Below are 21765 nucleotides of genomic sequence, written 5' to 3'. Positions count from 1 at the left end.
GCTGACCACAGGGGAGGTTGGTTGACCGCCGGAAGCCTTCACGAAGCTTCCGGGTCACGGTACCGTGCAAGGGCGGCGCGCACACCCTGGCGCACCGCTTCAAGCTCGGTCATCAAACGTTGCCGCAGTGAGAGGTCGCTGCTCAGGCGCGGCGCAGCGACGCCGTCCAGACCCGTTGCCGGGGCAGGCAGGAAAGGGAAGCCTTCGGCCTGGGCGTCGAACAAATACCATCCTGGCAGGTGAGTGGAGTCCTTGCCGTAAAACAGGCCGTACTCGCCATTGAGCGGATCATAGACGACGGCCACCTGCCACGGCATACCGAACACCTGCCGCTGGGTGGCCTGGTCTGTGCCCGACATAAACACCCCAAACCCCGGATGGGTGTGATACCAGCCCACGATGCGCAGATCGGCTTCGGTAACGTTCCGTTGGCGCTCACGCAGGCGTTGCAGGTAGTTGGTTACAGCCAGCAAATCCGTTGCGCCCATTTCCACAAAGGTCGGCCCGGCCTGGGCTTCCTGCGCCGGGATGGCGTCCACAATGGCCGTGAACGTCACCCGGTAGCCAGCGGCTTCTGTCTGATAGACATTGCCGATGAGCAGCCCACCGCACTCGTTCTCGCCGAGAAAGGTGCGCGCCAGGTCGGGCAGGAGTTCGCTGGGTTGTTCGGGCGGGGCAGCCAGCAGAATCTTTTCTTCCGCCTGCCGGGAAAGAAACACCTGGAGTCCCGTGGTGGGCGGTTGTCCAATCGTGTCCAGCACCTGGGGCAGCGGGCGGTGGGCTGGCTCAACTTCACGAACGGCTTTGATGCGGAACGTCATGGCGTCAGGGGTTCGGGTTCAAAAGGGAAGACTTCGTTGTGTTTGACATCGAAGGCAAAGCTCTGCACGGCGTCCATGCGGACGTACAGCTTGCGAAAGTGTGCGGTGGGCATGTGGTTCTGGAAGTGCTCGATTTCACAGTCGTCCAGCTCGATGACATCCGTTTCGATGCGCACGCGGCTGACGTTTTCCAGCCGCGCGTCACGGGCGGCGGAAAGTGTGTCTGTCACCGTACGGGAAATGCGTCCGCGCACAATGCCATAAGGCAGGTATAGCACCAGAAGTGGACGTGGCCCGCCGGTATCGAGTGCGGTGCGAATCACCGTAAAGAGTGTGTCGCTCATGCGAAACTTCATGGTCGGGGCGTCAAGCTGGCTCATGCCGTTCTGTAAACCTCACCGGAGATGGTCATGCCCTGTGCCATGGCTGTGCCTGCCAGAGCAGGTTGTGGGGGAAGGGCGAAAAGTTACCGGAAAACTAACAGTTTTCGGGTTCGGATAAAACACCCCGGCAGCATGACCGGCGGATGGGTGCCACAACGTCGGTGCGTCAACCGGGTGATACAACCTGCTGGCGACCTGGTCGTCTGCGTCATGGGCGCGAAGGGACGCTGAAATTTCAGGCGGGTTCAGCGAGAAAGGCATCGAGTGCCGCGCGGTGCAGGGCGGCTTCCCGGCGGCCCTGCTCGATGGTGGCCTCAACCAGGTCGGGGCGGGTGTAGTCCCAGCGGGAGACGGGCGGCGGTGTCAACGGGGCAATATAGAGCCGGTGCCCCTGGCGGCCGACAACCTGTGGCGGGTAGGGCCGCGACATCAGGACGACCTGCTGCGCCACATCCGGCCGGTCATCCAGCACAAAGGCCGGGATGTTGTCCACCAGCCCGCCGTCGAGCAACGCCTGCCCGTCCACCCGGCCGAGGGGCGTAAACGGGGGCGTTGCCGAGGACGCCAGAATCAGTGCCGTCGCATCGGCGGCCGTCGGGCAACGGCGCAGGTCAAAGACAGCCGGACGAAAGCCCAGCCGCCGGCCCCACGTGGGATGAACCAGACCCGGCTTGAGCTTCTTTTCAAGGTTGTACGCCAGCAGCCCGGCCAGTGTCGCCGCTTTGGGCGGGAGTCCGGCGGGAAGGCGGGAAGTGAGCACGAGCAGGGGAAACGGTTGCGCGCGCAGGCGTTCAAAACCGCCCTCAGCCAGACAGAAATCCAGCGTGTCACGGTAAATGGGCGCATGGGGCGCCAGTGGCTTGCCCATGAGCGGGTGCAGCCAGTTGATGTTGCGCCGGACGTGGGCGCGGCGCCGTTTCCAGAAGTCGGCCGTGGCTTCGGCCCGGCCGCTGAGCAGCATGGCCACGACACAGGCCCCGGCGCTGCACATGGCTACGGCCGCCGTCTGCGCCCAGACATCCTGCCAGACCTGCATCAGGCCCAACTGATAAAAGGCGCGGTTGCCGCCCCCGGCAAAGACCAGTCCGAGTCGGCGGTCAGGCATGGCGCAGCAGGTCGGCCGGAAGCTGGGCGGCTGCGTCGGCAGTGACAAACCAGGTCAGGGTGCCGTCGGTCGGGCAGATCATTTGCGACGGATAATGATGTTTCTGCTCCGCACCCAGCAGCACTTCCCGCAACACGCCCGCTTTGCCCGCGCCAGTCACAAAAAATTCCACTGCCCGCGCCGCGTTGATGAGCGCCGCCGTGAAGGTGATGCGGGTCGTCTGCCGCTGTGGAACTTCATTGGCCACCACACGGGCTTCCGGGTCGTCCAGCGCGGCCGTGTGGGGAAAAAGTGAGGCTGTGTGTCCGTCTTCCCCCATGCCCAGATGGATGAGATCAAACCGACGCGGCTCTGCACCAAAAAAGGCCGTCAGGTGGGCGTCATAGCGGGCGGCCGCTTCGGCCGGAGGCAACTCACCCTCGATGCGGTGGATATTTTCGGCGGCAATTCCAAGTGGCTGAAGCAGGTGTTCCTGCGCCAGACGAAAGTTGCTTTCGGGGTCGTCCGGCGGTACGGCGCGCTCATCGCCCCAGAAGAAGTGCACCCGTGACCAGTCAACCTGTGACGCAGCTTCGGGGCGGGCCAGACAGCGAAAAACAGTGCGTGGCGTGGTGCCGCCGGAAAGAGCAACGCTGAACCGGCCGCGGTCCGCTATGGCCGCAGCCGCCTGTTCCACAAACGAGATGGCGGCCTGCCGTGCCAGGTCTTCGGCCGTCGGGAACACCCGAATGACGCGGCGGCTAGTTGAACTGAGCATCGAGTTCCAGCTCCGTGATGATGTCGAGCGCCACGCGCAGGGCGCGTTCGTAGGGCTTGCTCCGGCCGAAGATTTCAACTTCCCGCGACATCAGGCGCGCTTCCGTCAACTGGGGCAGGGCAATCGTCGTGTGGTAGCGCACGCCGCCGGAAATCTCGACGGCCGGTGTGTAAAGCCAGTCTGCACCTTCTGACGGGTGACAGGTCACACTGAAGCGCGCCATTTCCGGCCGTTCAGCCAGCAGGATGACTTCGGTAAGCTGGCGCTGTGGCAATCCCTGGCTCTCCTGTGGCTCAATCGTCACCGTGACGCGCCGCTGACGGGCGCGGAAGCGTAGCTCCGCCTGGTGGCGGCTGACCTCGTAAGCATCCTTGAGTGTCCACCCCAACTGGGCTGCAAAGAAGCCGGCCAGCAGCAAGGCCTGAAGCGGAATGCCTGACGCCTCTTCGTCCTTGGCGTAAAGGATTGTGACGCGCGTCAATTGATGCAGGTAGTGCGTCAAATCAGGTGCGTCAAAAAGCCCTGCAATAAGGTCGCGCCAGCGGGTGAGGCGCGTCCAGTTGAGGTCGCTGAAGGCAGCCCGTTGACGCGCTTCGAGGACAAAGCGGGCGAGTTGCGGTGCCTGTGCGTCACGGTGCGTCAGTTGACGGCTGTCCACGATGACGCGATCCACTTCCGGCAGAAAGTCGAGGAAGTATTTTTCCTGAAGCGTCTGCAAATCCTGCCACCAGAGAAACACCGGAAGGTCGGGGGCGATGAGCGGGGCCACCGTGCGTGCCAGGTAGCGGATGGCGGAACCGCTGGCCGCCACCCGGATTTCTTCACAGCACACCTGGCGCATCTGATCGTCAAGGTGGCAGTGGGAGGCTATCCAGGCGTGGGTTTCGGTGGCTGTCCTGTAGAGGTTGGCGTGCATGATGATGGCCCGGCAGGGCGCGGATTCCGTGACCTTGGCGACGACTTCCGAGACTTCACCAAAGCGGGCTTCATCGGTGATGAAGACGAGCAGGTTGAGCAGGCAGACGCGCATGACCGCATCGGTGGCGGCTCCGTCCTTGGCTTCGGCCGCAGCTTTCCACAACTCGGTCAGTTCGCGTTCGATGGCCGCCACGTCAACCGGGCGGCGGCGTTCGATGTCTTCGACAATCCCCATGGGCATCTCCTTCTGCCATTTCTCCTGTGATTGGGCCTGGCTTGGCCGCCGGCAGGTCAGAGCCGTCGCCAGGCGCGCCCCTCATCCATGAGCCGGTTGGCGGCTTCCGGCCCCCAGGTGCCGGCCTCGTAGAAGTGCAGGTTGCGTTCACCGGATGCCGCCCAGTGATCGAGGATGGGCATCATGAGCGCCCAGCCGGTTTCCACCATGTCGCGCCGGGTAAACAGGGTGGCGTCGCCGAACATGCAATCGAGCAGGAGCCGTTCGTAGGCTTCCGACGACCGGACGCCAAAGGACGTGCCGTAGCGAAATTCCATGTTGACCGAGCGCAGGTGAATGGCATGGCCGGGGAGTTTGGCCGCCAGCCGCAGCGTCAGACCTTCATCGGGCTGAATTTTCATCACCAACAGGTTGGGTTCGTGCAGATCGGCTTCCGTTGTGCTGAACAGGCGCATCGGCACCTGGCGGAACTGGACGGCAATTTCGGCCGCCCGCTTCGTCATGCGCTTGCCGGAGCGCAGGAAAAACGGCACGCCGGCCCAGCGCCAGTTGTCAATCTCAAAACGGATGGCGGCGTAGGTTTCCGTGGTTGAAGTCGGGCTGACGCCTTCCTCCTCGCGGTAGCCGGGAACGGCCTTGCCGCCAACCCAGCCGGCGGTGTACTGCCCCCGAACGGCATGGGCATCCACCTCGGATGGCACCAGGGGGCGAATGGCTTTGGCCACCTTGATGGCTTCGTCGCGGATGGCATCAGCTTCCAGCGAGATCGGTGGCTCCATCGCCACCAGGGCCAGCAACTGGAGCAGGTGGTTCTGAAGCATGTCGCGGACCGCGCCGGAGCCTTCGTAGTAGCCACCGCGCCCTTCGACGCCGACGGCTTCGGCAGCCGTAATCTGCACGTGGTCTATGTAGCGGCGGTTCCAGACCGGCTCAAAGATGCCGTTGGCAAACCGCATGGCGACGATATTCTGAACGGTCTCTTTGGCGCGGTAGTGGTCAATGCGATAGACCTGACTCTCATCGAAAATGCGGCTGATGTGGGCGTTGAGTTCCTGGGCGGTTTTGAGGTCGTAGCCCAGCGGTTTCTCGATGATGATGCGCGTCCAGCTTCCGGGCGCACTCCGGGCCAGTTCGGAAGCGCCCAGCGTATCCATAATGGGGCCGATGAGGCTGGGCGGAGTGGAGAGGTAAAAAATCCGGTTGCCGCTCGTGCCCCGTTCGGCATCAATCGCCGCCAGACGTTCTTTGAGCCGGGTGTAGCCGGCGACATCGTCATACCCACCCTGGCAGTAGAACATGCCGGCGGCAAAGCTCTCCCACTCGGCGGCTGTGGGCGGACCCGAACTGGAAAACTGGACAACGGCTTCGTACATCAGTGCCCGCAGAGCTTCGTCGCTCAGGGGGCTGCGGGAATAGCCGACGATGGAAAAACCGCCGGGCAGGCGGCGCTCACGGGCCAGATTGAACAGCGCCGGGACGAGCTTGCGTTTGGCCAGGTCGCCCGAAGCGCCAAAGATGACCACGGTACAGGGGTCTGGGGTGCGTTCGACGCGGGCTTCAGCGCGCAGGGGATTGAGATCGTTCGCCATAGGATGTGCTCCTTTACGCTCACCGTCACGGCCGGTGCAACCGCGACACCCGTCCGTGACGGTGGTCGGGGCCAAAGCGGGTTTACTAGCCGAAGCGGGTTTACTGAATGAGTTGCTTCCATTCCGTATGGATGAACCCCGCTTCCGGTTTGTCAACCCGCTCGTAGGTGTGTGAGCCGAAGAAATCGCGCTGGGCCTGGGTGAGGTTTTGCGGCAGCGTGGCCGTTCGGTAGCTGTCAAAGTAAGCCAGACTGGCGCTCATTGCTGGCAGCGGGACGCCGGCCAGCGCGCCGATGCTCACCACACTGCGCCAGCTCGTCTGGGTGTCGGTCATCCACTGGTTGAAGTCGGGGTCAAGGAGCAGGTTGGGCAGGTCGGGCCGCCGCTGGTAAGCCTGTTTGATTTTGTCGAGAAACTGCGCGCGGATGATGCAGCCGCCCTTCCAGATGCGGCTGATTTCGCCCAGGTCGAGGTTCCAGTCATAGACCCGTGAGGCCGTGGCGAGCAGCGCCATGCCCTGGGCGTAAGAGCAGATTTTGCTGGCGTAGAGCGCATTGTGGACAAGAACGATAAAGTCTCCCTGATCAAGGCTTTCCGGCGATGTCGGCGGGCCGACAATGACTTGGCTGGCCGCCACGCGCTCTTCTTTCATCGCCGAAAGCACCCGCGCATCAATCGCTGCCTGAATCGTCGGAACCGGAACACCCAGGTCGAGCGCCGTTTCGGAAGTCCATTTGCCCGTTCCCTTCTGCCCGGCTTTGTCGAGGACGAGTTCCACCAGCGGCTGGTTCGTCTCCGGGTCAATGGCGCGGAAGATTTGCGCAGTGATCTCGATGAGAAATGATTTGAGGACGCCTTCGTTCCAGGCCGCAAACACGGCTGCCAGTTCCATGGCCGTCAGTTTCCCGACGCGCTTGAGCAGGTCGTAGGCTTCGGCAATGAGCTGCATGTCGCCGTACTCGATGCCGTTGTGCACCATCTTGACAAAATGCCCGGCACCGTTGGGGCCGATGTAGGTGACGCAGGGGCCGTCATCCACCTTGGCGGCAATCGCCTCAAAAATCGGCCGGAGTTGTTCGTATGCTTCACGCGCGCCGCCGGGCATCAGCGACGGCCCCCACAGCGCCCCTTCCTCACCCCCGGAAACACCGCATCCGACGAAGTGCAGCCCCGCCGCCCTGAGCGCCTGTTCCCGGCGGATGGTGTCGTGGTAGAGCGCATTTCCGCCATCAATGATGATGTCGCCCGGTTCGAGATAGGGTTTGATCTGTTCAATCGTCCAGTCCGTAGCCTCCCCGGCCTTGACCAGCAGCATCACCTTGCGGGGGCGCGCCAAGGACTTCACAAAGTCTTCCGGGGTGTGCGCGCCGATGAACTTCCTGCCGGCGCCGACGGTCGCCATAAAATCGTCCACGCGCTTTGGATCGCGGTTCCAGACCGCCACGGTGAATCCGTTGCGCTCGATGTTCTGTGCCAGATTGCTGCCCATCACGGCCAGCCCAATCATGCCGATGTCGGCCAATCCTTCCGCCATAACGTTCGTGCCTCGCTCCTTGTGTGAATGCGGTCAAAAAACACGGTGAACAAAGCCGCCCAACGCCTCTGCCACCACGTTGTGCCACCGTGTGATGGCCGGTTGTTCAGTGGTTGTTCAGTGCGCCAGCGCCTGAGCCACCGCCTCACGGAGTTTCACCAGATCGGCTGCAACATCCCTGCCAAGGTGGACCCGCAGCACCCGCCGCTGCCGCTCGGCCAACACCTGGAAGTCGCCGCGCGCCTGCGCCGCCTTGACGATGCCAAAGGTGTAGCCCTGCCCTGGTACGGGCATGTCATAGGCGTCCTCGCAGGTAAGCTGAAGAAAGACGCCGGTGTTGGGTCCGCCCTTGTACGCCTGCCCGGTTGAGTGCAGGAAGCGCGGGCCAAAACCCAGGCAGGTCGCCACCCGTTTTTCTTCCCGAACGGCATGCCGGATGGCTTGCAGATGGGCCTTGTTGAGGGCGTTCATCTCCAGGTAGGCCAGCAGGGCAAAGTAGTCGCCCGGCTGGAGTCGCCCCAGATGGGCGCGAAGATAGCCGTCCAGACTGTCGTGCGTGCCGAGCGCTGCCGCGTTGGCCGGGTCAGTGAACAGCCGGAGACCGTCGGCCTCAAAGACCGGCGTTTCTTCCGGGAGCGCCCCGGTGCGCTCATACGCTGCCGTCAGTTCACGAGTGGCCACCTTGCTGGCTTCGACATCAGGCTGGTCGAAGGGATTGATGCCCAGAATGGCCCCCGCCACGGCCGTGGCGATTTCCCAGCGGAAAAATTCCTGCCCCAGGGTCATTTCCGTCGCCAGCCGGTTGACGATGACCGGATAGCCGGCGTCCTTGAAGGCGGCCACGGCGGCATCGGTCGCGTCGTTGTCGTCGTCGTCAAGGCGCAGGTAGGCAAAGATGCGGTCGTCGCCGTACACCGAAATGTCGCTGGGGAACTCACCCTCCACGGGAATGATGGCTTTCCCCTGCTTGCCCGTGGATTCGGCAATGAGCTGTTCCAGCCAGGCCCCCAGGTCCCAGAGCTTGGGCGAGGTGATGAAGGTCAGCTTGTCCCGTCCGGCTTTGGCCAGCACACCCAGCGCGCAACCCAGAACGACCCCCGGATTTTCGGCAATCGGGACACAGTACGAGCAGGCGTTGACCATATCATCGGCCAGATCGAGAAACTCGCCAACAGGGATGCCCATTATGGCCGCCGGCACCATGCCGAAGTTGGAAAGCGCCGAGTACCGCCCGCCGACGCTGGGCACGCCGGTGAAGATGTAGCGGAAACCATCGGCCCGGGCGATGCCTTCGAGCTTTGAGCCGGGGTCAGTAATGGCGATGAAGTGTTGTCCGACGCGCTCCGGCCCGACGACCTGCTTCATCCGTTCAAAGAAGTACTGCTTGAAGATGTTGGGTTCGAGCGTGCTGCCGGACTTGCTGGCGACAATAAATGCTGTCTGCTCCAGGTCGAGCCGCGCTTCGAGTTCGGCAATTTGCGCCGGGTCGGTGGAGTCGAGAACGTGAAGCACCGGCGCTTCCGGCAGGATGCCGAAGGTCATCCGCAGCACCTCCGGGCAGAGGCTGGAGCCACCCATACCCAGCACCACGACGTGCCGGAAGTGCTGCCGGATGTCGGCCGCAGCCGCCATCAGCGTTGGCAGGTTGGCCATCTGGTCTTCCACCAGCCCCAGCCAGCCGAGCCACTGGCTTTCGTCACTGCCGGTCCAGAGGCTGGCATCCCGCATCCAGAGCCGTCGCACCTTGCCCTTGATCTTCCAGTCATCGAGTTCGGCCTCCACCAGCCGGCGATGCTCGGCCGAAAGGTGCAGCTCCTGCGCGTTGAGGCGCGTCCAGTTGACGGCCTTGCACTTTTTGTCGAGCGAGTTGAGAAGCTTGTCAAAAGGTTCGGCAAAGAGCCGGACGGCCTCGACGAGCAGGGTGTCCGTGACTTCGGTGAGGGAAATGCCAACTTTGGCAAGGGTTTCAAGCGTGTCGTGTGCCGCGTCGAGGTCGCTTTCGAGCGTCGGACGCACCCGTCCGTGGTCGCGGAAGGCTTCCCACGTGGCCGGCGGCATGGTGTTGACCGTGTCGGGCCCGATGAGTTCCTCGACGTAGAGCACGTCGCTGTACTGCGGGTTTTTCGTGCCGGTACTCGCCCACAGCAGGCGCTGCGTGCGCGCACCGGCTGCGGCCAGTCGTTCCCAGCGTTCACCGGCAAATATCTTTTTGTAAGCCTGATAGGCCAGCTTGGCGTTGGCGATGGCCACCTTGCCCCGGAGACTTTCGAGCAGCGCCCGGTCGCCTTCACCGGCCTTGAGTTTGGCTTCCAGTCTGGCGTCCACGAGCGAGTCAATGCGGCTGACGAAGAAGCTGGCAACGCTGGCGACCCGCCGGAGGTCGCCGCCGGAGGCCGCCAGGGCTTCGAGACCGGCCAGGTAGGCTTCGGCCACCCGGCGGTAAGCTTCCTGCGAAAAGAGCAGGGTGACATTGATGTTGATGCCCTCGCCAATCAGCGTCTGGATGGCCGGAATCCCCTCCGGGGTCGCCGGCACCTTGATCATGAGGTTCGGGCGCTGAACGGCCTGCCACAGCCGGCGGGCTTCGGCGACCGTGCCATCTGTGTCCTTGGCAAGGTAGGGGGAAACTTCGAGGCTGACGTAGCCATCCCGCCCCTGGGTTTGCTCATACACCGGTTTGAGAAGGTCGGCGGCCTGCTGGATGTCCTCGATGGCCAGCCGTTCGTACAAAGCCATGGCATCGAGGTGTTCGGTTTCCAGTGCCGCCAGGGCGGCAGTGTAGTCCTGGCTGCCGGTGATGGCTTTCTCGAAGATGGCCGGGTTGGACGTGATGCCCATCAGCCCATCCTCATCAATGAGCCGCTGGAGTTCACCGCTGGTGAACAGGCTGCGCCGGATGTAGTCGAGCCAGGGAGACTGTCCCTGTTCGTGGAGTGCCCGGAGAGGATTCATAGGTACTACTCCCATAGGTAAAAGCCCTTCAGGCTTCAATTTGACTGCATCTACGTGAAGTAAAGCGTGAGACTGGGGTGAGGCTCTGCCCGGTCAGGTTTGGGATAGCAGCGACTTGGCTGTGGCGACGACGTTTTCAACGGTGAAGCCAAATTCGCGCATCAGAAAGGTAAATGGCGCTGATGCGCCAAATCCTTTCATGGCAATGATTGCACCTTCATCTGTAATGTAATCTCTCCATCCAAGCGGAGCGGCCGCCTCAATGGCAACCCGCTTTTTGATGGTTGGTGGCAGCACGCTGTGGCGATACTCAGCCGGTTGTTGTTCAAAGCACTCCCAACTGGGCATGCTGACGACGCGGGTGGCAATCCCTTCCTGCTGGAGCTGCGCCTGGGCTGCGACGGCCCACTGGAGTTCCGAGCCACTTCCAATCAGGATGAGGTCAGGTGTGTCACCTTGTTCTTTTGAAAAGACATACGCACCCTTGGAGAGGAGGCTGGCCGGGGCGTGGCGCGTGCGGTCAAAGGTCGGCACTTTCTGGCGGGTGAGGACAATGGCCGTCGGTCCTTCCGTGTTGCGAATGGCCGTACACCAGGCGGCGGTGACTTCATTGGCATCAGCCGGCCGGATGACCGTCAGGTTCGGAATGGCGCGCAGTCCGGCGAGCTGCTCGACGGCCTGGTGCGTCGGCCCGTCTTCTCCCAGTCCGATGCTGTCGTGGGTGAAGACATAGATGACCCGCAGGCGCATCAGGGCCGCCAGGCGGATGGCCGCTTTCATGTAGTCAGAAAAGATGAGAAACGTGCCGCCGTATGGAATGAAGCCGGGTGTCAGCGCCAGCCCGTTCAGAATGGCTCCCATGGCGTGTTCCCGGACGCCGAAGTGAAAGTTGCGGCCGGCGCGGGTGGTGGCGCTGTAGGCCGGCGCACCCTTGATAGTCGTGTTGTTGGAGGGCGTCAGGTCGGCCGAACCACCGATAAGGAACGGCAGCCGTGGGGCCAGAGCATTGATGACGCTGCCGGAAGCCTGGCGGGTGGCCATGGCGTCGGTGAAGTGGGGCAGGTCGGCATCCCAGCCGGGCGGCAGGGTTTGCGTCTGGAAGGCCTGCCATTCGGCGGCCAGATCAGGGAACGCGGCTGCATAGGCCGCGAGGCGGGCCTGCCACTCGGCTTCGAGCCGTTCGCCGCGCGGGATGCACCGCCGATAGACTTCGAGCGCCTCGGCCGGAATGGTGAACGGTTCCTCGTAGGGCCAGCCGTAAACCTGCTTGGTGAGTTTGACTTCCTCGGCCCCAAGCGGTTCTCCATGGGCCTTGGCCGTATCCTGTTTGTTGGGACTGCCATAGCCAATGTGCGTACGCGCCACAATGAGCGAGGGGCGGGTCGTTTCCTGCTGCGCCTGCTCGATGGCCTGGGCAATTTGCCGGAGATCGTTGCCTTCGATGGACTGTACGTGCCAGTCGTAGGCCAGAAAGCGCGTGGCGACCTGCTCGCGGAAGGCCAGATCGGTGCTTCCGTCAATGGTGATGCGGTTGTCGGCATAAAAGACGATGAGCTTGCCGAGCTTGAGTGTGCCGGCCAGGCTACAGGCTTCCGAGGCGACACCTTCCATGAGGTCGCCGTCGCTGCAGAGCACATAGGTGTAATAGTCCACCAGGTTGTGTCCGGGACGGTTGAAATGGGCAGCGAGCCAGGTTTCGGCAATGGCCATCCCGACGGCAGTGGCCAGGCCCTGACCAAGCGGGCCGGTCGTCGTTTCCACGCCGGGCGTGTGTCCGTATTCCGGGTGGCCGGGCGTCTTGGAACCCCACTGGCGGAAACGCTTGATGTCGTCCAAAGGTAGATCGTAGCCGGTCAGGTGCAGCAGCCCGTACAACAGCATGCAGCCGTGGCCGGCGGACAGTACAAACCGGTCCCGGTTTGGCCACTGCGGGTTGCGGGGGTTGTGGCGCAGGTAGCGCGTGTAGAGCAGATAGCCAAAGGGGGCATTCTCCATCGGTGCGCCGGGATGGCCCGACTGCGCCTGTTCAACGGCATCAATCGCAAGGGTACGCAGAGTGGTGATACAGAGCTGGTCAAGGGCATCGCCAGCGGCATTCGGAACAGAGGAAGAAGCCATGGTCGAAGGACAGGTTCAGCGTGTTTTGGGATGGGATGTGGTCAGGAAGGGTACTGAAACGGACGGTTGGCGTGTTTGTATCGTCCCTGCCGGGCTGAAAGCAAGCCCAAACGCGCGCTGGCTCGCAGGCTGGCGGCCTTTGCAGCCATCCGAGACTGCGGCAACACGGTCCGGGGGCACGCGCCGGTTTCTGGATTCGGGCTTTTGCAGCCAACCGGCTCATCTGCCGGGTACAGGCCGGAAAGACCTTTGACCCCACGGCTTTGGCTTACTTCAACCATTACGTACGAATTCCGTGAAAGTGTGAGGAAAAGTTGAGGCCGGCCGATTGAAAAAACCTGACGGAAATAACAATAAGTTGTTGCGGGTTTTCAGGCTTGGAGATGTATCGGTGCGGACTGCATCAAGGTTCAAGCTATTTCTTGAATGAGGTCGGCTGGGCGGGGAATCAGAAAACCCCGGCAAAAAACCGGGGTGTTTTTTCAGAAACCAGCTCAATCCAGTTGATACTTTCTCTTGTATGTCAGTTTTTTGCCTTTTGCCGGCAGGCTCAATCGCACATCTGCGGCTTCGACGACAGCCGCGCCCCGCCACGGCAGGAGCGGGTGCGATCACCGGTTTTGTCCGAAACCGCCTCGATTTCGGCGAGGATGTTCAGTATGGAAAACTGCTCGCAGCGAATGCTGAAACCCGCCTGACGAATGGCCCGGTGGGTCTGGCGGTTGAGATGGCATCCGGCGGCGAGTCGCTTCTGGAGCGGAGTCAGGGCATCCGCCAGGTAGCCCAGCCAGCCCTGCGGGCGGACGTGTTCCAGCGCCAGAAAGCAGCCGCCAGGCCGCAGAACCCGCCGGATTTCAGCCAGCGCCTGCATGGGATCGCGCACACTGCACAGCACAAGGGTCGTGACAACCGTATCAAAACTGGCCGCCGGGAAAGGGAGCGCCTCGGCTGTGGCTTCGAGAAAGGTGACGGCAAGGTGGGGCGGCCGCGGTTTGGCGGCAGCTATCCACAGCATGGCCGGGTCAGGGTCGGTGAACATCAGCGATGTGACGGCTGTTCCATAGAACGGCAGATTGGCGCCGGTGCCGCCGCCAATTTCAAGAACCTCACCTGCGGCTTGAGGAATAAGCTGCCGCCGCCGCACTTCAAAAAAACGCCGCTCCAGCGGCCGCATGCAGTTGTCGTAGTTGTCGGCAAACTTGCCCATGGCACGGAGCTGTGACGGCCGTTAGTGAGAGCCAAAGAGCTGATCAACCAGTTCGTTGAGTTCGGGAATCCCGCACCGCCGCTTGCTGAGGTCTTCGATTTGCTTGAGCTTGCGAATCATCTGGACGACCGGCGCCTGCATTTCCGGGAATTTGATGACGATGTCGAACTGCTCGCCGGGTCCCACCATACAGGCTTTGTCATTGAGGAACGTCGTCAGGTGGTTGAGCATGCCTTGGGCGAGGATGGCCACCTCGGCCAGCGTCTTCTGGTATTTCTTCTCCAGTTTCAGGCGTTCGGCTTCGGGACTGGTGGCATCAGGCGGTACAGATATGTCTTCTGTGCTGAATTTGCCGCTGTCCTGGATGGTACGGCGCAGTTCATCAAGCTGCTGCTCGGCTTCGCGCATCCGCCGTTCATATTCAGCCACAACGGCTTCGAGTTCACTGACATCCCGCCGGCCGAGCTTGACCTGAAGGCGGCGGCGCAGGCTGCGGTTGTCCTGTTCGAGGCGCTCAATACGTGCCAGCAACTCTTCCTTTGAAAGGTGGCCGAGCGCGGCTACCGGCCGGTCGGGCGTCAGGCTACGCTCAATCTCCAGGTCTTCTTCGTCGGTGTGGCTTCCCGGCGCAGCCGCCTGCTGCCGGGCGATCTGCTCGCGTCGGTATTCCTCAATCAGCCGGTCAAGGGGAATGACGCCACCACTGTCGGGCATCCCCGGCGGCGTGGTGGGCGTACCGGGGCGTCCTCCGCTATCGGCTGCACCTGGGCTGCTGGTCTGACCGCTGGTGAGTGGGAAGTGTTGCCGCAGGTAGTTGACCAAATCCGGGCGCGGCAGTTTCCCCAGATAGCTGAGAAAGGCCAGATAAAAAGTCGGTGTGACCAGCACAGTCTGAAAGTAGGTTTGCCACCGCTGGTAACTTTCGATGACGTCAGGTCGGCTCAGGTACGGGGATTGCGGGGATGACTGCCGGAGGTTCTCCACTTGTGCCAGGTACGCCAATCCATCCGCTATGTACGGGAATTGCTCATCCATCGTTTGCCGAGCTTCCTCACGAAGACAGAATCAATCGCATTGGTTCAGGCAGTCTGCCAGTTGGACGGCATCCACATTGCCGCCGGAAAGGATAACCCCAACCCGTCCGCCCTGCACGGGGACTTTACCTGCCAGCAGCGCGGCCACACCTACAGCGCCGGTCGGTTCGACAAGCACCTTCAGCCGGGTGAGGAGAAACGCCACCGCTGCGCGAATCTCATCCTCGGACACCAGCAGGATGTCCGTCACCGTGCGCTGAAGAACGGGGAAGGTCAGACGACCCGGCGTGAGATTGCGCATGCCGTCGGCGATGGTTGCCGGTGGGGGGATGGTCAGCCGTTGACCGGCCCGAAAAGACAGATAGGTGTCGTTGGCCAGTTCGGCCTCAACGCCATAGACCGCAAGGTCCGGCGACCAGGCTTTGGCCACCGTGGCGCATCCGGCCAGCAGCCCGCCGCCGCCCACCGGAACGAGCAGGGCATCGAGCGGTCCCACTTCGGTCAGGAGTTCAAGGGCCACCGTTCCCTGGCCAGCCATGATGGCATGGTGGTCATAAGGTGGAATGACCGTTGCGCCGGTTGCTTCGGCCAGCCGGCAGGCCAGGGCTTCGCGGTCATCCCGCTGGCGGTCATAAGTGGTGATCCGGGCGCCATAGCCACGGGTGGCGGCAACTTTGGCCGCCGGCGCATCGGTGGGCATGACGATGGTGGCCGGCACGCCAAACGTCCGGGCCGCCAGCGCCACGCCCTGGGCGTGGTTGCCGGAAGAAAACGCCACAACACCCCGCGCACGCACTTCGGGAGCCAATGTTGCCAGGCAGTTCGTGGCCCCACGGACCTTGAAGGAGCCGCCCCGCTGAAAGTTTTCAGCCTTGAGAAACACACGCTGCCCCACCCGGGCATCCAGTGTCCGCGAGGTCAAAACCGGAGTACGGTGAATGTGGGAGGCAAGACGATGCTGGGCGGCGACGACATCCGCCAGCGTCAGGGCACCAGGCTTTGTCATAACGGGCAAGTATCGCACACCAGTCCAGCTTTTGCTATTTCCGAGTCCCTCTTTGGGAGTATGTTGAAGGTAAGCAAAAGGGCTATGACGCAGACACGTCCACTTCACGGTAAGCACATTCTGGTCACCCGCGCCGCCCATCAGGCGGCGGCCTTTGTGGCGTTGCTGGAACAGTACGGCGCGCAGGTAACGGCCCTGCCCACAATTGCTGTGACCGACCCGGTGAGCTGGCAGCCCCTGGATGCCGCATTGCAGCGGCTGCGGGAGCAGAAAGCCGGAACGGCCCGCCACTACGACTGGATTTTCTTCACAAGCGCCAATGCGGTGAGATTTTTTCTGAACCGCATGGCGTTTCACGGTGACCAATCCGATCTGCTTGCCGGGCTGCGCGTATGCGCCATCGGCAAAGCCACGGCCGGGGTGGTGCGCGATGCCGGGCTGGAAGTTGACCTTGTGCCCGCGCACTTCAATGCAGAAGGCGTCGTGGAAAGCCTTGTCGCCTTTCACGGGGGGCAGGTTGCCGGGTTGCGGGTGTTGCAGCCGCGCGCCCGGATGGCGCGTGAAGTGCTCGGCGAGGCGTTGACGGCGTTGGGTGTGACCCTGGAGGTGGTCGAAGCCTATCAGACGGTGCGCGCCGATCTTGACCCGGTGCTGTGGCAGGCACGTCTGCAATCCGGCGCGTTCGATGTCGTGACCTTTGCCAGTCCCTCGGCGGCGCTTCAGATGGCCGAGGCTTTTCCGAATATCGCGCCAGGTGCATTGCTGGCAAAGACCAAGGTGGCCTGCATTGGCCCCGTAACCAGCCAGGCCGTGCGGGACCTGGGTCTCGACGTGGCCATTGAGCCGCCGGAAGCCACTCTGCCGGCTCTGGCCGAGGCCATTGCCGCCTATTTTGCGTCCCAACCGGAGGCACTCCCACCAGAGGAACCAACCGGTACCTGATTCCAAAGGAGAACCGCTTATGCCGACGCCGCTCCTCCTCGAACAAGACCTGGAAACCGATGTCCAGAACATTCCCAACTATGCTGTACGGGTGGAGACCTGCTTTGCCCGGCGGCTGGAATCCGGCGATGTCCGCATTACCGGGACGGTCATCAACACGGGACTGACCCGTTTGCAGACACCTTACCTTTATTTCACCGTCCACGACCGGTTTGGAACGCTGCTGCGCGAGGAAGTCACGGCGGCCGGCGTCAAATTCATTCAGGGTGGCGAGGAAATTGCCATTGAGGTACTGATTCCCGACTGCTCGACGAGCGCTGCCCTCGTGCGCGTGCTGGCTTCGACCTGACGGCCAGCCAGCCGCCGCCCGACCCACGTCCCCGCAGCCATGAAAGCCACCGAATTTCTGGAGCGTCTGCCGACGACGGAGCCAGGCCCGCTGTATGTTCTCACAGGAGAGGACACGTACCTCCAGCGGGCCTGTGTCCGGGAGATGTTGCACCGGCTGATCCCAGAAGGTGTCTCGCGGGACTTCAACTATTCCGAACACGATGTCGAGCGGGACACGCTGCGGCGGGTGCTGGACGTGGCACGGGAGTTACCCCTGCCGCCAGCGCGGCGACTGGTGGTGGCCCGGAACTTCGAGAAGCTGAGCGAAGCGGAAGTCGAGCTGCTGAAAGATTACGTCCGCCAGCCGGTCCCTACCACGACCCTTGTATTCTGCGCCGGGACGCTCGACAAGCGCCGTACGTCCGTGACGGTCCTGCTCAAGGCGGCAACGGTCATCGAATGTGCACCGCTGACGCCCGAAGAGGCCCGCAAGTGGATTCTGGCTTACGGGCGACGGCAGGGGTTCGAGTGGTCGCCGGAGGCACTGGGGCCCCTCATCGGCGCTGTCGGGTGCGACCTGGCGCGGCTGACACAGGAGTCCGAAAAGCTGATGAACTACGTCGGCCCGGGCGGGCGCATCGGGCCCGAAGCCGTTGCCGCGCTGGTCGTCCGGTCGCCGCACGAGGACAATTTTCTGCTGGCCGAAGCCCTCTGGCAGGGCGATGCGCCGAGGGCCCTGCGCCTGCTCCATCGGCTGCTCGGCCGGGGTGAAGAACCGGTGGCGCTGGTGGGGTTGCTGGCCTGGCAACTCCGCCAGATGTTGCTGGCGCACAACCTCATGGCGGTCAACACCCCCCGTGACACCCTGCTCCGGGAGTTGCGCCTGCCGCCCCACCGGTTAAGTGCCTTTCTGGGCGCTGTCCGCAAGCAGTCGCCTGCCCGGCTGCGGCAGGGACTCATCCGCCTCCAGTTCGTGGATGATGCCCTGAAACGGGGCTATGCCACGCCGCGACTGCTGCTTGAACTCTTCCTGTGTGAACTGCTGGCGGCGGAGACAGCGGTTTCTCCACGTTAACCGCATTTTTTTTCGGCAAATCCGGGGTGTAATAATCCAGTTTGCTTTGCTATACTCGGCGGCGTCGTCGGAAAAAGCTGTAACAGCAGCGATTGTAAGGTGGAACATCCTGTGCCGCATACCGCAGATGTGTGGGTCGTGTTGGTGACGACGGACACTGCCGAGTCAGCGCGCGCGCTGGCCCGGACGGTCGTTCGTGGCGGATATGCCGCCTGTGTCAACATCGTACCGGGGGTGACCTCGGTCTATGTGTGGGAAGGTGCCGAACGGGAAGAGTCCGAGTACCTGCTCGTCATCAAAACGACGCCGGCACGCTATCCGGCGCTGGAGGCCGTCCTGCGGGAGCAGCACACGTACACCACGCCGGAGATTCTGGCGCTGCCAGGCTGTGCGGTGTCCGCAGCTTACGCTGCCTGGGTTCAGAAGCAGTGCACGGCCGGGCCAGACTGAGCGGATAGCACTTTGGTAGGTTGTCCCAAAGTTCTGACGGTGGCGATGGCAAGGCACTGGGGTTTTGTTTTTGGAAACTGTGGCGAGAGGAACCAACATGCCAACCAATCTGGCTGACGTCAAAGAAGTCCTGGTGGATGTCGAACTGCTGACCAAGTATCGCATGTTCGACCGCGCACTGTCGTTGTTGGAAACGGCGATTGGTGTATCGCCCAAAAACATCGAACTCCGGGAACGTGCGTGCAGCATCGCCATCGAGCAGGGGTGGCGGCAAAAAGCCATCGAGCACCTTCTGTCGCTGTCCAGCCTGTACATCGAGGCCGGGAAGCTGGAACAGGCCAACTCGGCACTGCTCAATGCCAAGCGGCTCAATCCACAGCTTTCGATCACCTCGCGCCTGAATGCGCTCAAAGACATCGAGCGGCATCCGCGCCAGATGGGGGCACTCCAGCCGGCACCGCAAAATCTGGCAGCGTCGAGTTACTACGCAGCGCGTGGACGCGCGCTGCTCAGCGGCGACCTGAGTTGCTTCAGCCTGTTTGACATTATCCAGGTCATTGAAAACAGCCGCATCACCGGCTTCATCTCAATCCAGTCGCCGGGACTCATCGGGAAGCTCTACTTCAACGACGGCCTCATTGCCGATGCCGCGACGGACACCTTGCGTGGCATCCCGGCGCTCAAGAAGTTTGCCGAACTCACGTGCGGTTACTTCGAGGTCGAAAAATCCGCCGTCGAGTACAAGCAAAACATTCAAACCACGAGCAACACCAGCCTGATTCTGGACATTCTGCGCGAACTGGACGAAGAACGCTCCATGGGCGAAAACGTCATCGAGATTCCCCTCGATGACGCTGGCGATGCCGGAACCCACATTCACTGAAGCCCACACGGAAGCCCACTGGGTTTGGCAGCGTGCCGGCGGCCATTGCCTGACGCCGGGAGGTGTCAAGGCGGTTGACGTTGTCAAGTGTGCTGCCGTCTAGCCGGTTGACAGGCAGGCTGGCGCACCCCCTTCGCACTTTTTGATAAATCCCTGGCACGACAAAGACTTGTACTTTTACGTCGCCCTGCCGTCAGGCGCGTCTGGGTGGTTTATCGGGTGGCACGTTGTTTGCTGCTCTGAATGAACAGTCATTCATCCCTGGCTTGGAGAGACGGCAATGATGCGCAACCCGCGATGGACGTGGCTCGGTCTGGCAGCGATGTGGTTTGGTCTCTGGCTCGGCTGTGGCACGAGTGCGACGGCCCAGACGACGCTCGTGTTCGTTCATGGAAAATCCGATGGCGTGTCCACCGACAGCCGCACGAAGGTCATCAACAACTACTGGACGCCGGATATGATCCGGGCGGCAACGCGCAACTACACCGTTCCGTACGAGGTCGTGTTCTACGACGGGCGCAAGCACTACTGGGACTGCGCCGTGGATGTGGCCGCGCAAATCAACCAGTTTATCACCAACGGCCGGCGCAACCTTGTCTTCGTGACGCACAGCATGGGCGGCGTGGTGATGCGTTTCATCCTGTGCAATGCCGACCCGTCCGACCCGTACTACAACTACCGGGGCGCCAACTTCAATCGCATTCAGGCCCATACCCGGCATGTACTGTCCTATGCGCCTCCAAATGCCGGTTCGGAAGCCGCTGACCTGGCCGGCACGCTGAGCGGCTCCTGGATGACCGCCTGGCTGGTCAGCCTGCTGGACAACAATTCGCCTTCAACCCGGGCGCTGACAACGGCCCATTTCCGCACGGCCAATGCCAACTGGATGCGCGACAGTCTGCGGAGCAAGGCGATTTTCACCGTGGCCGGCACGGGTCTGTGGAATGACTTTTGTCTGGAGTGTGTTGGGTTGGCCACGCTCTCCGGCCTGGCCGGCCTGCCTGGCGAAGATGACGGCATGGTGGCCGAATACAGCGCCCACTACACGAAAGCGCCGGGTGGCCGGTGGTACAACACCGACGCCAATCACCACTACAACCGCCGCAACAGTTACCGCCGACTGGGTGAAGACATTGCCCGGTATGGCTACTAAGCCACATGGCGCTGATGGGGCAATGCAGCACAATCCGCCGGGTAGGGAGGTTATACGACAATGGCACTGACAGGACGTGGATGGATGGTTGGGTTGGCGGCGGCCGGAGTCGCCGTCGGGTTGGGCATCGTGGCTTCACTGCCAGCGCAGAGTGAAGTGGACGTCGATCATCCGGTGCCGGTCTCGGCGCTGACGACGACCACGCTCGAAAGCCCTTCACCGGACTGCGGCCGGCTGACGGCCGAAGACCTGGCGCTGTCGTCGTCCCGCACGGAAACGTTTTCAACGCGGTATGTCCTGGAAGGCGTCACTGGGGAAGTCGCCCTGCCGGTCACAGGTAGCCATGCCCACATCGGGGTGTTTGTGGAGGATGAAACGGCGCAGGCGACGCTGCTGACACCCACCGGGGGACGCCTTCCAGTAGAGTCTGTCCCGCGCGACGTTGACCCCGGTACGGCGCTCTCGCGGGCGGAAGAAGCACCCCACGGCAAGTTGGAAGCGACGCCGCGCGGTGTTACCACCCCGCCCGGACTCTACCGCCTGCGCCTTGAAGGCGGCGGGCGCCGTGGTGAGGCCAAGGCGGCTGCACCCCGCGCAACCGTCGTCGTCAACGACGACAATGACCTCGTGCTGCATAGCTGGCTGACCGACAACCTCGTGGATGCCCGCCAGACGACCGAAATTCACGTCCAGGTGCGGGAAGGTGGAAAGCCGGTGGAAAAGGTACGGGCCATAGCGCGCATTTATCACGAAAACGGGACGCTGGTGCTGGAGCGTGCCATGACGGGGCTGGGCAATGGGGACTTCGGCCTCAAAATCCGGCCTCTCCAGCTTGGCCGGTTTGGCAAGGTCATCCTCGATGTGGAAGGGGTGACGGCCGCCGGAATGCCTTTCAGGCGGACGGGACTGCTCGAAATTGCCAGCGGTGTGGCCGGTGGACGCCTCATGCGCATTGTGGGTGAGCGTCTGACCGACCAGGGGCTGGAAGTTGATCTGGAGTATGTCGTCACCCGGGCCGGGCGCTTCCATGCCCGCGCCAATCTCGTGACCTCGGACGGGAAACCGGTTGCCTGGGCGCAGGCGGCTGCCGAAGCCGCTGTGGGCCGGCACGTCATGACCCTGCGTTTTGACCGTCGCCTTCTGGTGTCCGGGAAGTTGCTCCTGCGCGATCTTGAACTGACCGACGTGACCGAGTTTCCGGGCGTCAAAAGCCCGACAAGAATTGGAACTTATGCCCTTGAGCAAGCGTTGCAGTGAGTGGGATTTCTCCTGA

General features: G+C 62.5%; 19 protein-coding genes. 7 read left to right on the top strand and 12 right to left on the bottom strand.

Features of this window, described 5'->3' with window-relative positions:
• Positions 1–38: 38 nt before the first annotated feature.
• The 12 genes from J8C01_RS06330 to J8C01_RS06275 all read right to left on the bottom strand — a co-directional run bounded on the left by J8C01_RS06330 (position 39) and on the right by J8C01_RS06275 (position 15659).
• Complete coding sequence (locus J8C01_RS06330; protein WP_211431371.1) at positions 39–821, bottom strand: M67 family metallopeptidase; 783 nt, start codon at positions 819–821, stop codon at positions 39–41.
• Positions 818–1201 (bottom strand): hypothetical protein, encoded by a 384-nt coding sequence (locus J8C01_RS06325; protein WP_014099791.1) that lies wholly within the window; start codon positions 1199–1201, stop codon positions 818–820. Before J8C01_RS06325 ends, J8C01_RS06330 begins: the two co-directional genes overlap by 4 nt.
• Positions 1202–1439: 238 nt before the next feature.
• Complete coding sequence (locus J8C01_RS06320) at positions 1440–2309, bottom strand: patatin-like phospholipase family protein (RefSeq protein ID WP_211431370.1); 870 nt, start codon at positions 2307–2309, stop codon at positions 1440–1442.
• Positions 2302–3066, bottom strand: coding sequence for a 6-phosphogluconolactonase (pgl, locus tag J8C01_RS06315; protein ID WP_211431369.1), 765 nt, complete (start codon positions 3064–3066; stop codon positions 2302–2304). The genes J8C01_RS06320 and pgl overlap by 8 nt, the downstream gene beginning before the upstream one ends.
• A complete protein-coding gene (locus J8C01_RS06310) occupies positions 3050–4219 on the bottom strand; it encodes a glucose-6-phosphate dehydrogenase assembly protein OpcA (RefSeq protein WP_211431368.1) in 1170 nt (389 codons plus the stop codon). The genes pgl and J8C01_RS06310 overlap by 17 nt, the downstream gene beginning before the upstream one ends.
• A gap of 56 nt (positions 4220–4275) precedes the next feature.
• Positions 4276–5808: a glucose-6-phosphate dehydrogenase gene (zwf, locus tag J8C01_RS06305; protein ID WP_211431367.1), complete on the bottom strand. Its 1533-nt coding sequence runs from the start codon at positions 5806–5808 to the stop codon at positions 4276–4278.
• A 100-nt stretch (positions 5809–5908) separates the two neighbouring features.
• On the bottom strand, positions 5909–7342 hold the full coding sequence (gene gndA / locus J8C01_RS06300; protein WP_014099786.1) for an NADP-dependent phosphogluconate dehydrogenase: 1434 nt from the start codon (positions 7340–7342) through the stop codon (positions 5909–5911).
• Between the two features lie 117 nt (positions 7343–7459).
• Positions 7460–10294, bottom strand: coding sequence for a bifunctional transaldolase/phosoglucose isomerase (locus tag J8C01_RS06295; RefSeq protein WP_014099785.1), 2835 nt, complete (start codon positions 10292–10294; stop codon positions 7460–7462).
• A gap of 93 nt (positions 10295–10387) precedes the next feature.
• Positions 10388–12412 (bottom strand): transketolase, encoded by a 2025-nt coding sequence (tkt, locus tag J8C01_RS06290; protein ID WP_211431366.1) that lies wholly within the window; start codon positions 12410–12412, stop codon positions 10388–10390.
• Positions 12413–12962: 550 nt separating this feature from the next.
• Positions 12963–13619 carry a class I SAM-dependent methyltransferase gene (locus J8C01_RS06285; RefSeq protein ID WP_211431365.1) on the bottom strand — a complete coding sequence of 219 codons (657 nt, stop codon included), beginning with the start codon at positions 13617–13619 and terminating at the stop codon, positions 12963–12965.
• Positions 13620–13640: 21 nt separating this feature from the next.
• Positions 13641–14654 carry a hypothetical protein gene (locus J8C01_RS06280; protein ID WP_014099782.1) on the bottom strand — a complete coding sequence of 338 codons (1014 nt, stop codon included), beginning with the start codon at positions 14652–14654 and terminating at the stop codon, positions 13641–13643.
• Between the two features lie 30 nt (positions 14655–14684).
• Complete coding sequence (locus tag J8C01_RS06275; protein ID WP_014099781.1) at positions 14685–15659, bottom strand: pyridoxal-phosphate dependent enzyme; 975 nt, start codon at positions 15657–15659, stop codon at positions 14685–14687.
• Between the two features lie 84 nt (positions 15660–15743).
• On the opposite strand from J8C01_RS06275, the gene J8C01_RS06270 reads away from it, so the two are divergent.
• The 7 genes from J8C01_RS06270 to J8C01_RS06240 all read left to right on the top strand — a co-directional run bounded on the left by J8C01_RS06270 (position 15744) and on the right by J8C01_RS06240 (position 21749).
• Entirely contained in the window at positions 15744–16601 is an 858-nt protein-coding gene (locus J8C01_RS06270) for a uroporphyrinogen-III synthase (RefSeq protein ID WP_211431364.1), read from the top strand.
• A 19-nt stretch (positions 16602–16620) separates the two neighbouring features.
• The gene (locus J8C01_RS06265; protein WP_014099779.1) at positions 16621–16950 is read left to right on the top strand and encodes a hypothetical protein; all 330 of its coding nucleotides are present in this window, start codon (positions 16621–16623) and stop codon (positions 16948–16950) included.
• A gap of 39 nt (positions 16951–16989) precedes the next feature.
• Entirely contained in the window at positions 16990–18006 is a 1017-nt protein-coding gene (gene holA / locus J8C01_RS06260) for a DNA polymerase III subunit delta (RefSeq protein ID WP_211431363.1), read from the top strand.
• Positions 18007–18117: 111 nt separating this feature from the next.
• Positions 18118–18456, top strand: coding sequence for a divalent-cation tolerance protein CutA (gene cutA, locus J8C01_RS06255; RefSeq protein WP_249355402.1), 339 nt, complete (start codon positions 18118–18120; stop codon positions 18454–18456).
• Between the two features lie 97 nt (positions 18457–18553).
• A complete protein-coding gene (locus tag J8C01_RS06250) occupies positions 18554–19339 on the top strand; it encodes a DUF4388 domain-containing protein (RefSeq protein WP_211431362.1) in 786 nt (261 codons plus the stop codon).
• A 280-nt stretch (positions 19340–19619) separates the two neighbouring features.
• Positions 19620–20492 carry an esterase/lipase family protein gene (locus J8C01_RS06245; protein ID WP_211431361.1) on the top strand — a complete coding sequence of 291 codons (873 nt, stop codon included), beginning with the start codon at positions 19620–19622 and terminating at the stop codon, positions 20490–20492.
• Between the two features lie 60 nt (positions 20493–20552).
• Complete coding sequence (locus J8C01_RS06240) at positions 20553–21749, top strand: DUF4785 family immunoglobulin-like domain-containing protein (RefSeq protein WP_211431360.1); 1197 nt, start codon at positions 20553–20555, stop codon at positions 21747–21749.
• Positions 21750–21765: the final 16 nt, after the last annotated feature.

The organism is Chloracidobacterium sp. D (assembly GCF_018304685.1).
GTDB classification, from domain to species: Bacteria; Acidobacteriota; Blastocatellia; order Chloracidobacteriales; family Chloracidobacteriaceae; genus Chloracidobacterium; species Chloracidobacterium thermophilum.
This window is presented reverse-complemented; position numbering and strand designations above follow the sequence as displayed.

What these genes read in the sequence shown, in the direction of transcription:
- J8C01_RS06265 (WP_014099779.1), top strand. Translation starts at nt 16,621, where the DNA reads ATGCCGACGCCGCTCCTCCTCGAACAAGACCTGGAAACCGATGTCCAG.
- J8C01_RS06270 (WP_211431364.1), top strand. Translation starts at nt 15,744, where the DNA reads ATGACGCAGACACGTCCACTTCACGGTAAGCACATTCTGGTCACCCGC.
- J8C01_RS06240 (WP_211431360.1), top strand. Translation starts at nt 20,553, where the DNA reads ATGGCACTGACAGGACGTGGATGGATGGTTGGGTTGGCGGCGGCCGGA.
- gndA (WP_014099786.1), bottom strand. Translation starts at nt 7,342, where the DNA reads ATGGCGGAAGGATTGGCCGACATCGGCATGATTGGGCTGGCCGTGATG.
- J8C01_RS06250 (WP_211431362.1), top strand. Translation starts at nt 18,554, where the DNA reads ATGCCAACCAATCTGGCTGACGTCAAAGAAGTCCTGGTGGATGTCGAA.
- J8C01_RS06295 (WP_014099785.1), bottom strand. Translation starts at nt 10,294, where the DNA reads ATGAATCCTCTCCGGGCACTCCACGAACAGGGACAGTCTCCCTGGCTC.
- J8C01_RS06320 (WP_211431370.1), bottom strand. Translation starts at nt 2,309, where the DNA reads ATGCCTGACCGCCGACTCGGACTGGTCTTTGCCGGGGGCGGCAACCGC.
- J8C01_RS06330 (WP_211431371.1), bottom strand. Translation starts at nt 821, where the DNA reads ATGACGTTCCGCATCAAAGCCGTTCGTGAAGTTGAGCCAGCCCACCGC.
- J8C01_RS06285 (WP_211431365.1), bottom strand. Translation starts at nt 13,619, where the DNA reads ATGGGCAAGTTTGCCGACAACTACGACAACTGCATGCGGCCGCTGGAG.
- J8C01_RS06245 (WP_211431361.1), top strand. Translation starts at nt 19,620, where the DNA reads ATGATGCGCAACCCGCGATGGACGTGGCTCGGTCTGGCAGCGATGTGG.
- pgl (WP_211431369.1), bottom strand. Translation starts at nt 3,066, where the DNA reads ATGCTCAGTTCAACTAGCCGCCGCGTCATTCGGGTGTTCCCGACGGCC.
- J8C01_RS06325 (WP_014099791.1), bottom strand. Translation starts at nt 1,201, where the DNA reads ATGAGCCAGCTTGACGCCCCGACCATGAAGTTTCGCATGAGCGACACA.
- J8C01_RS06275 (WP_014099781.1), bottom strand. Translation starts at nt 15,659, where the DNA reads ATGACAAAGCCTGGTGCCCTGACGCTGGCGGATGTCGTCGCCGCCCAG.
- tkt (WP_211431366.1), bottom strand. Translation starts at nt 12,412, where the DNA reads ATGGCTTCTTCCTCTGTTCCGAATGCCGCTGGCGATGCCCTTGACCAG.
- J8C01_RS06310 (WP_211431368.1), bottom strand. Translation starts at nt 4,219, where the DNA reads ATGGGGATTGTCGAAGACATCGAACGCCGCCGCCCGGTTGACGTGGCG.
- zwf (WP_211431367.1), bottom strand. Translation starts at nt 5,808, where the DNA reads ATGGCGAACGATCTCAATCCCCTGCGCGCTGAAGCCCGCGTCGAACGC.
- J8C01_RS06280 (WP_014099782.1), bottom strand. Translation starts at nt 14,654, where the DNA reads ATGGATGAGCAATTCCCGTACATAGCGGATGGATTGGCGTACCTGGCA.
- holA (WP_211431363.1), top strand. Translation starts at nt 16,990, where the DNA reads ATGAAAGCCACCGAATTTCTGGAGCGTCTGCCGACGACGGAGCCAGGC.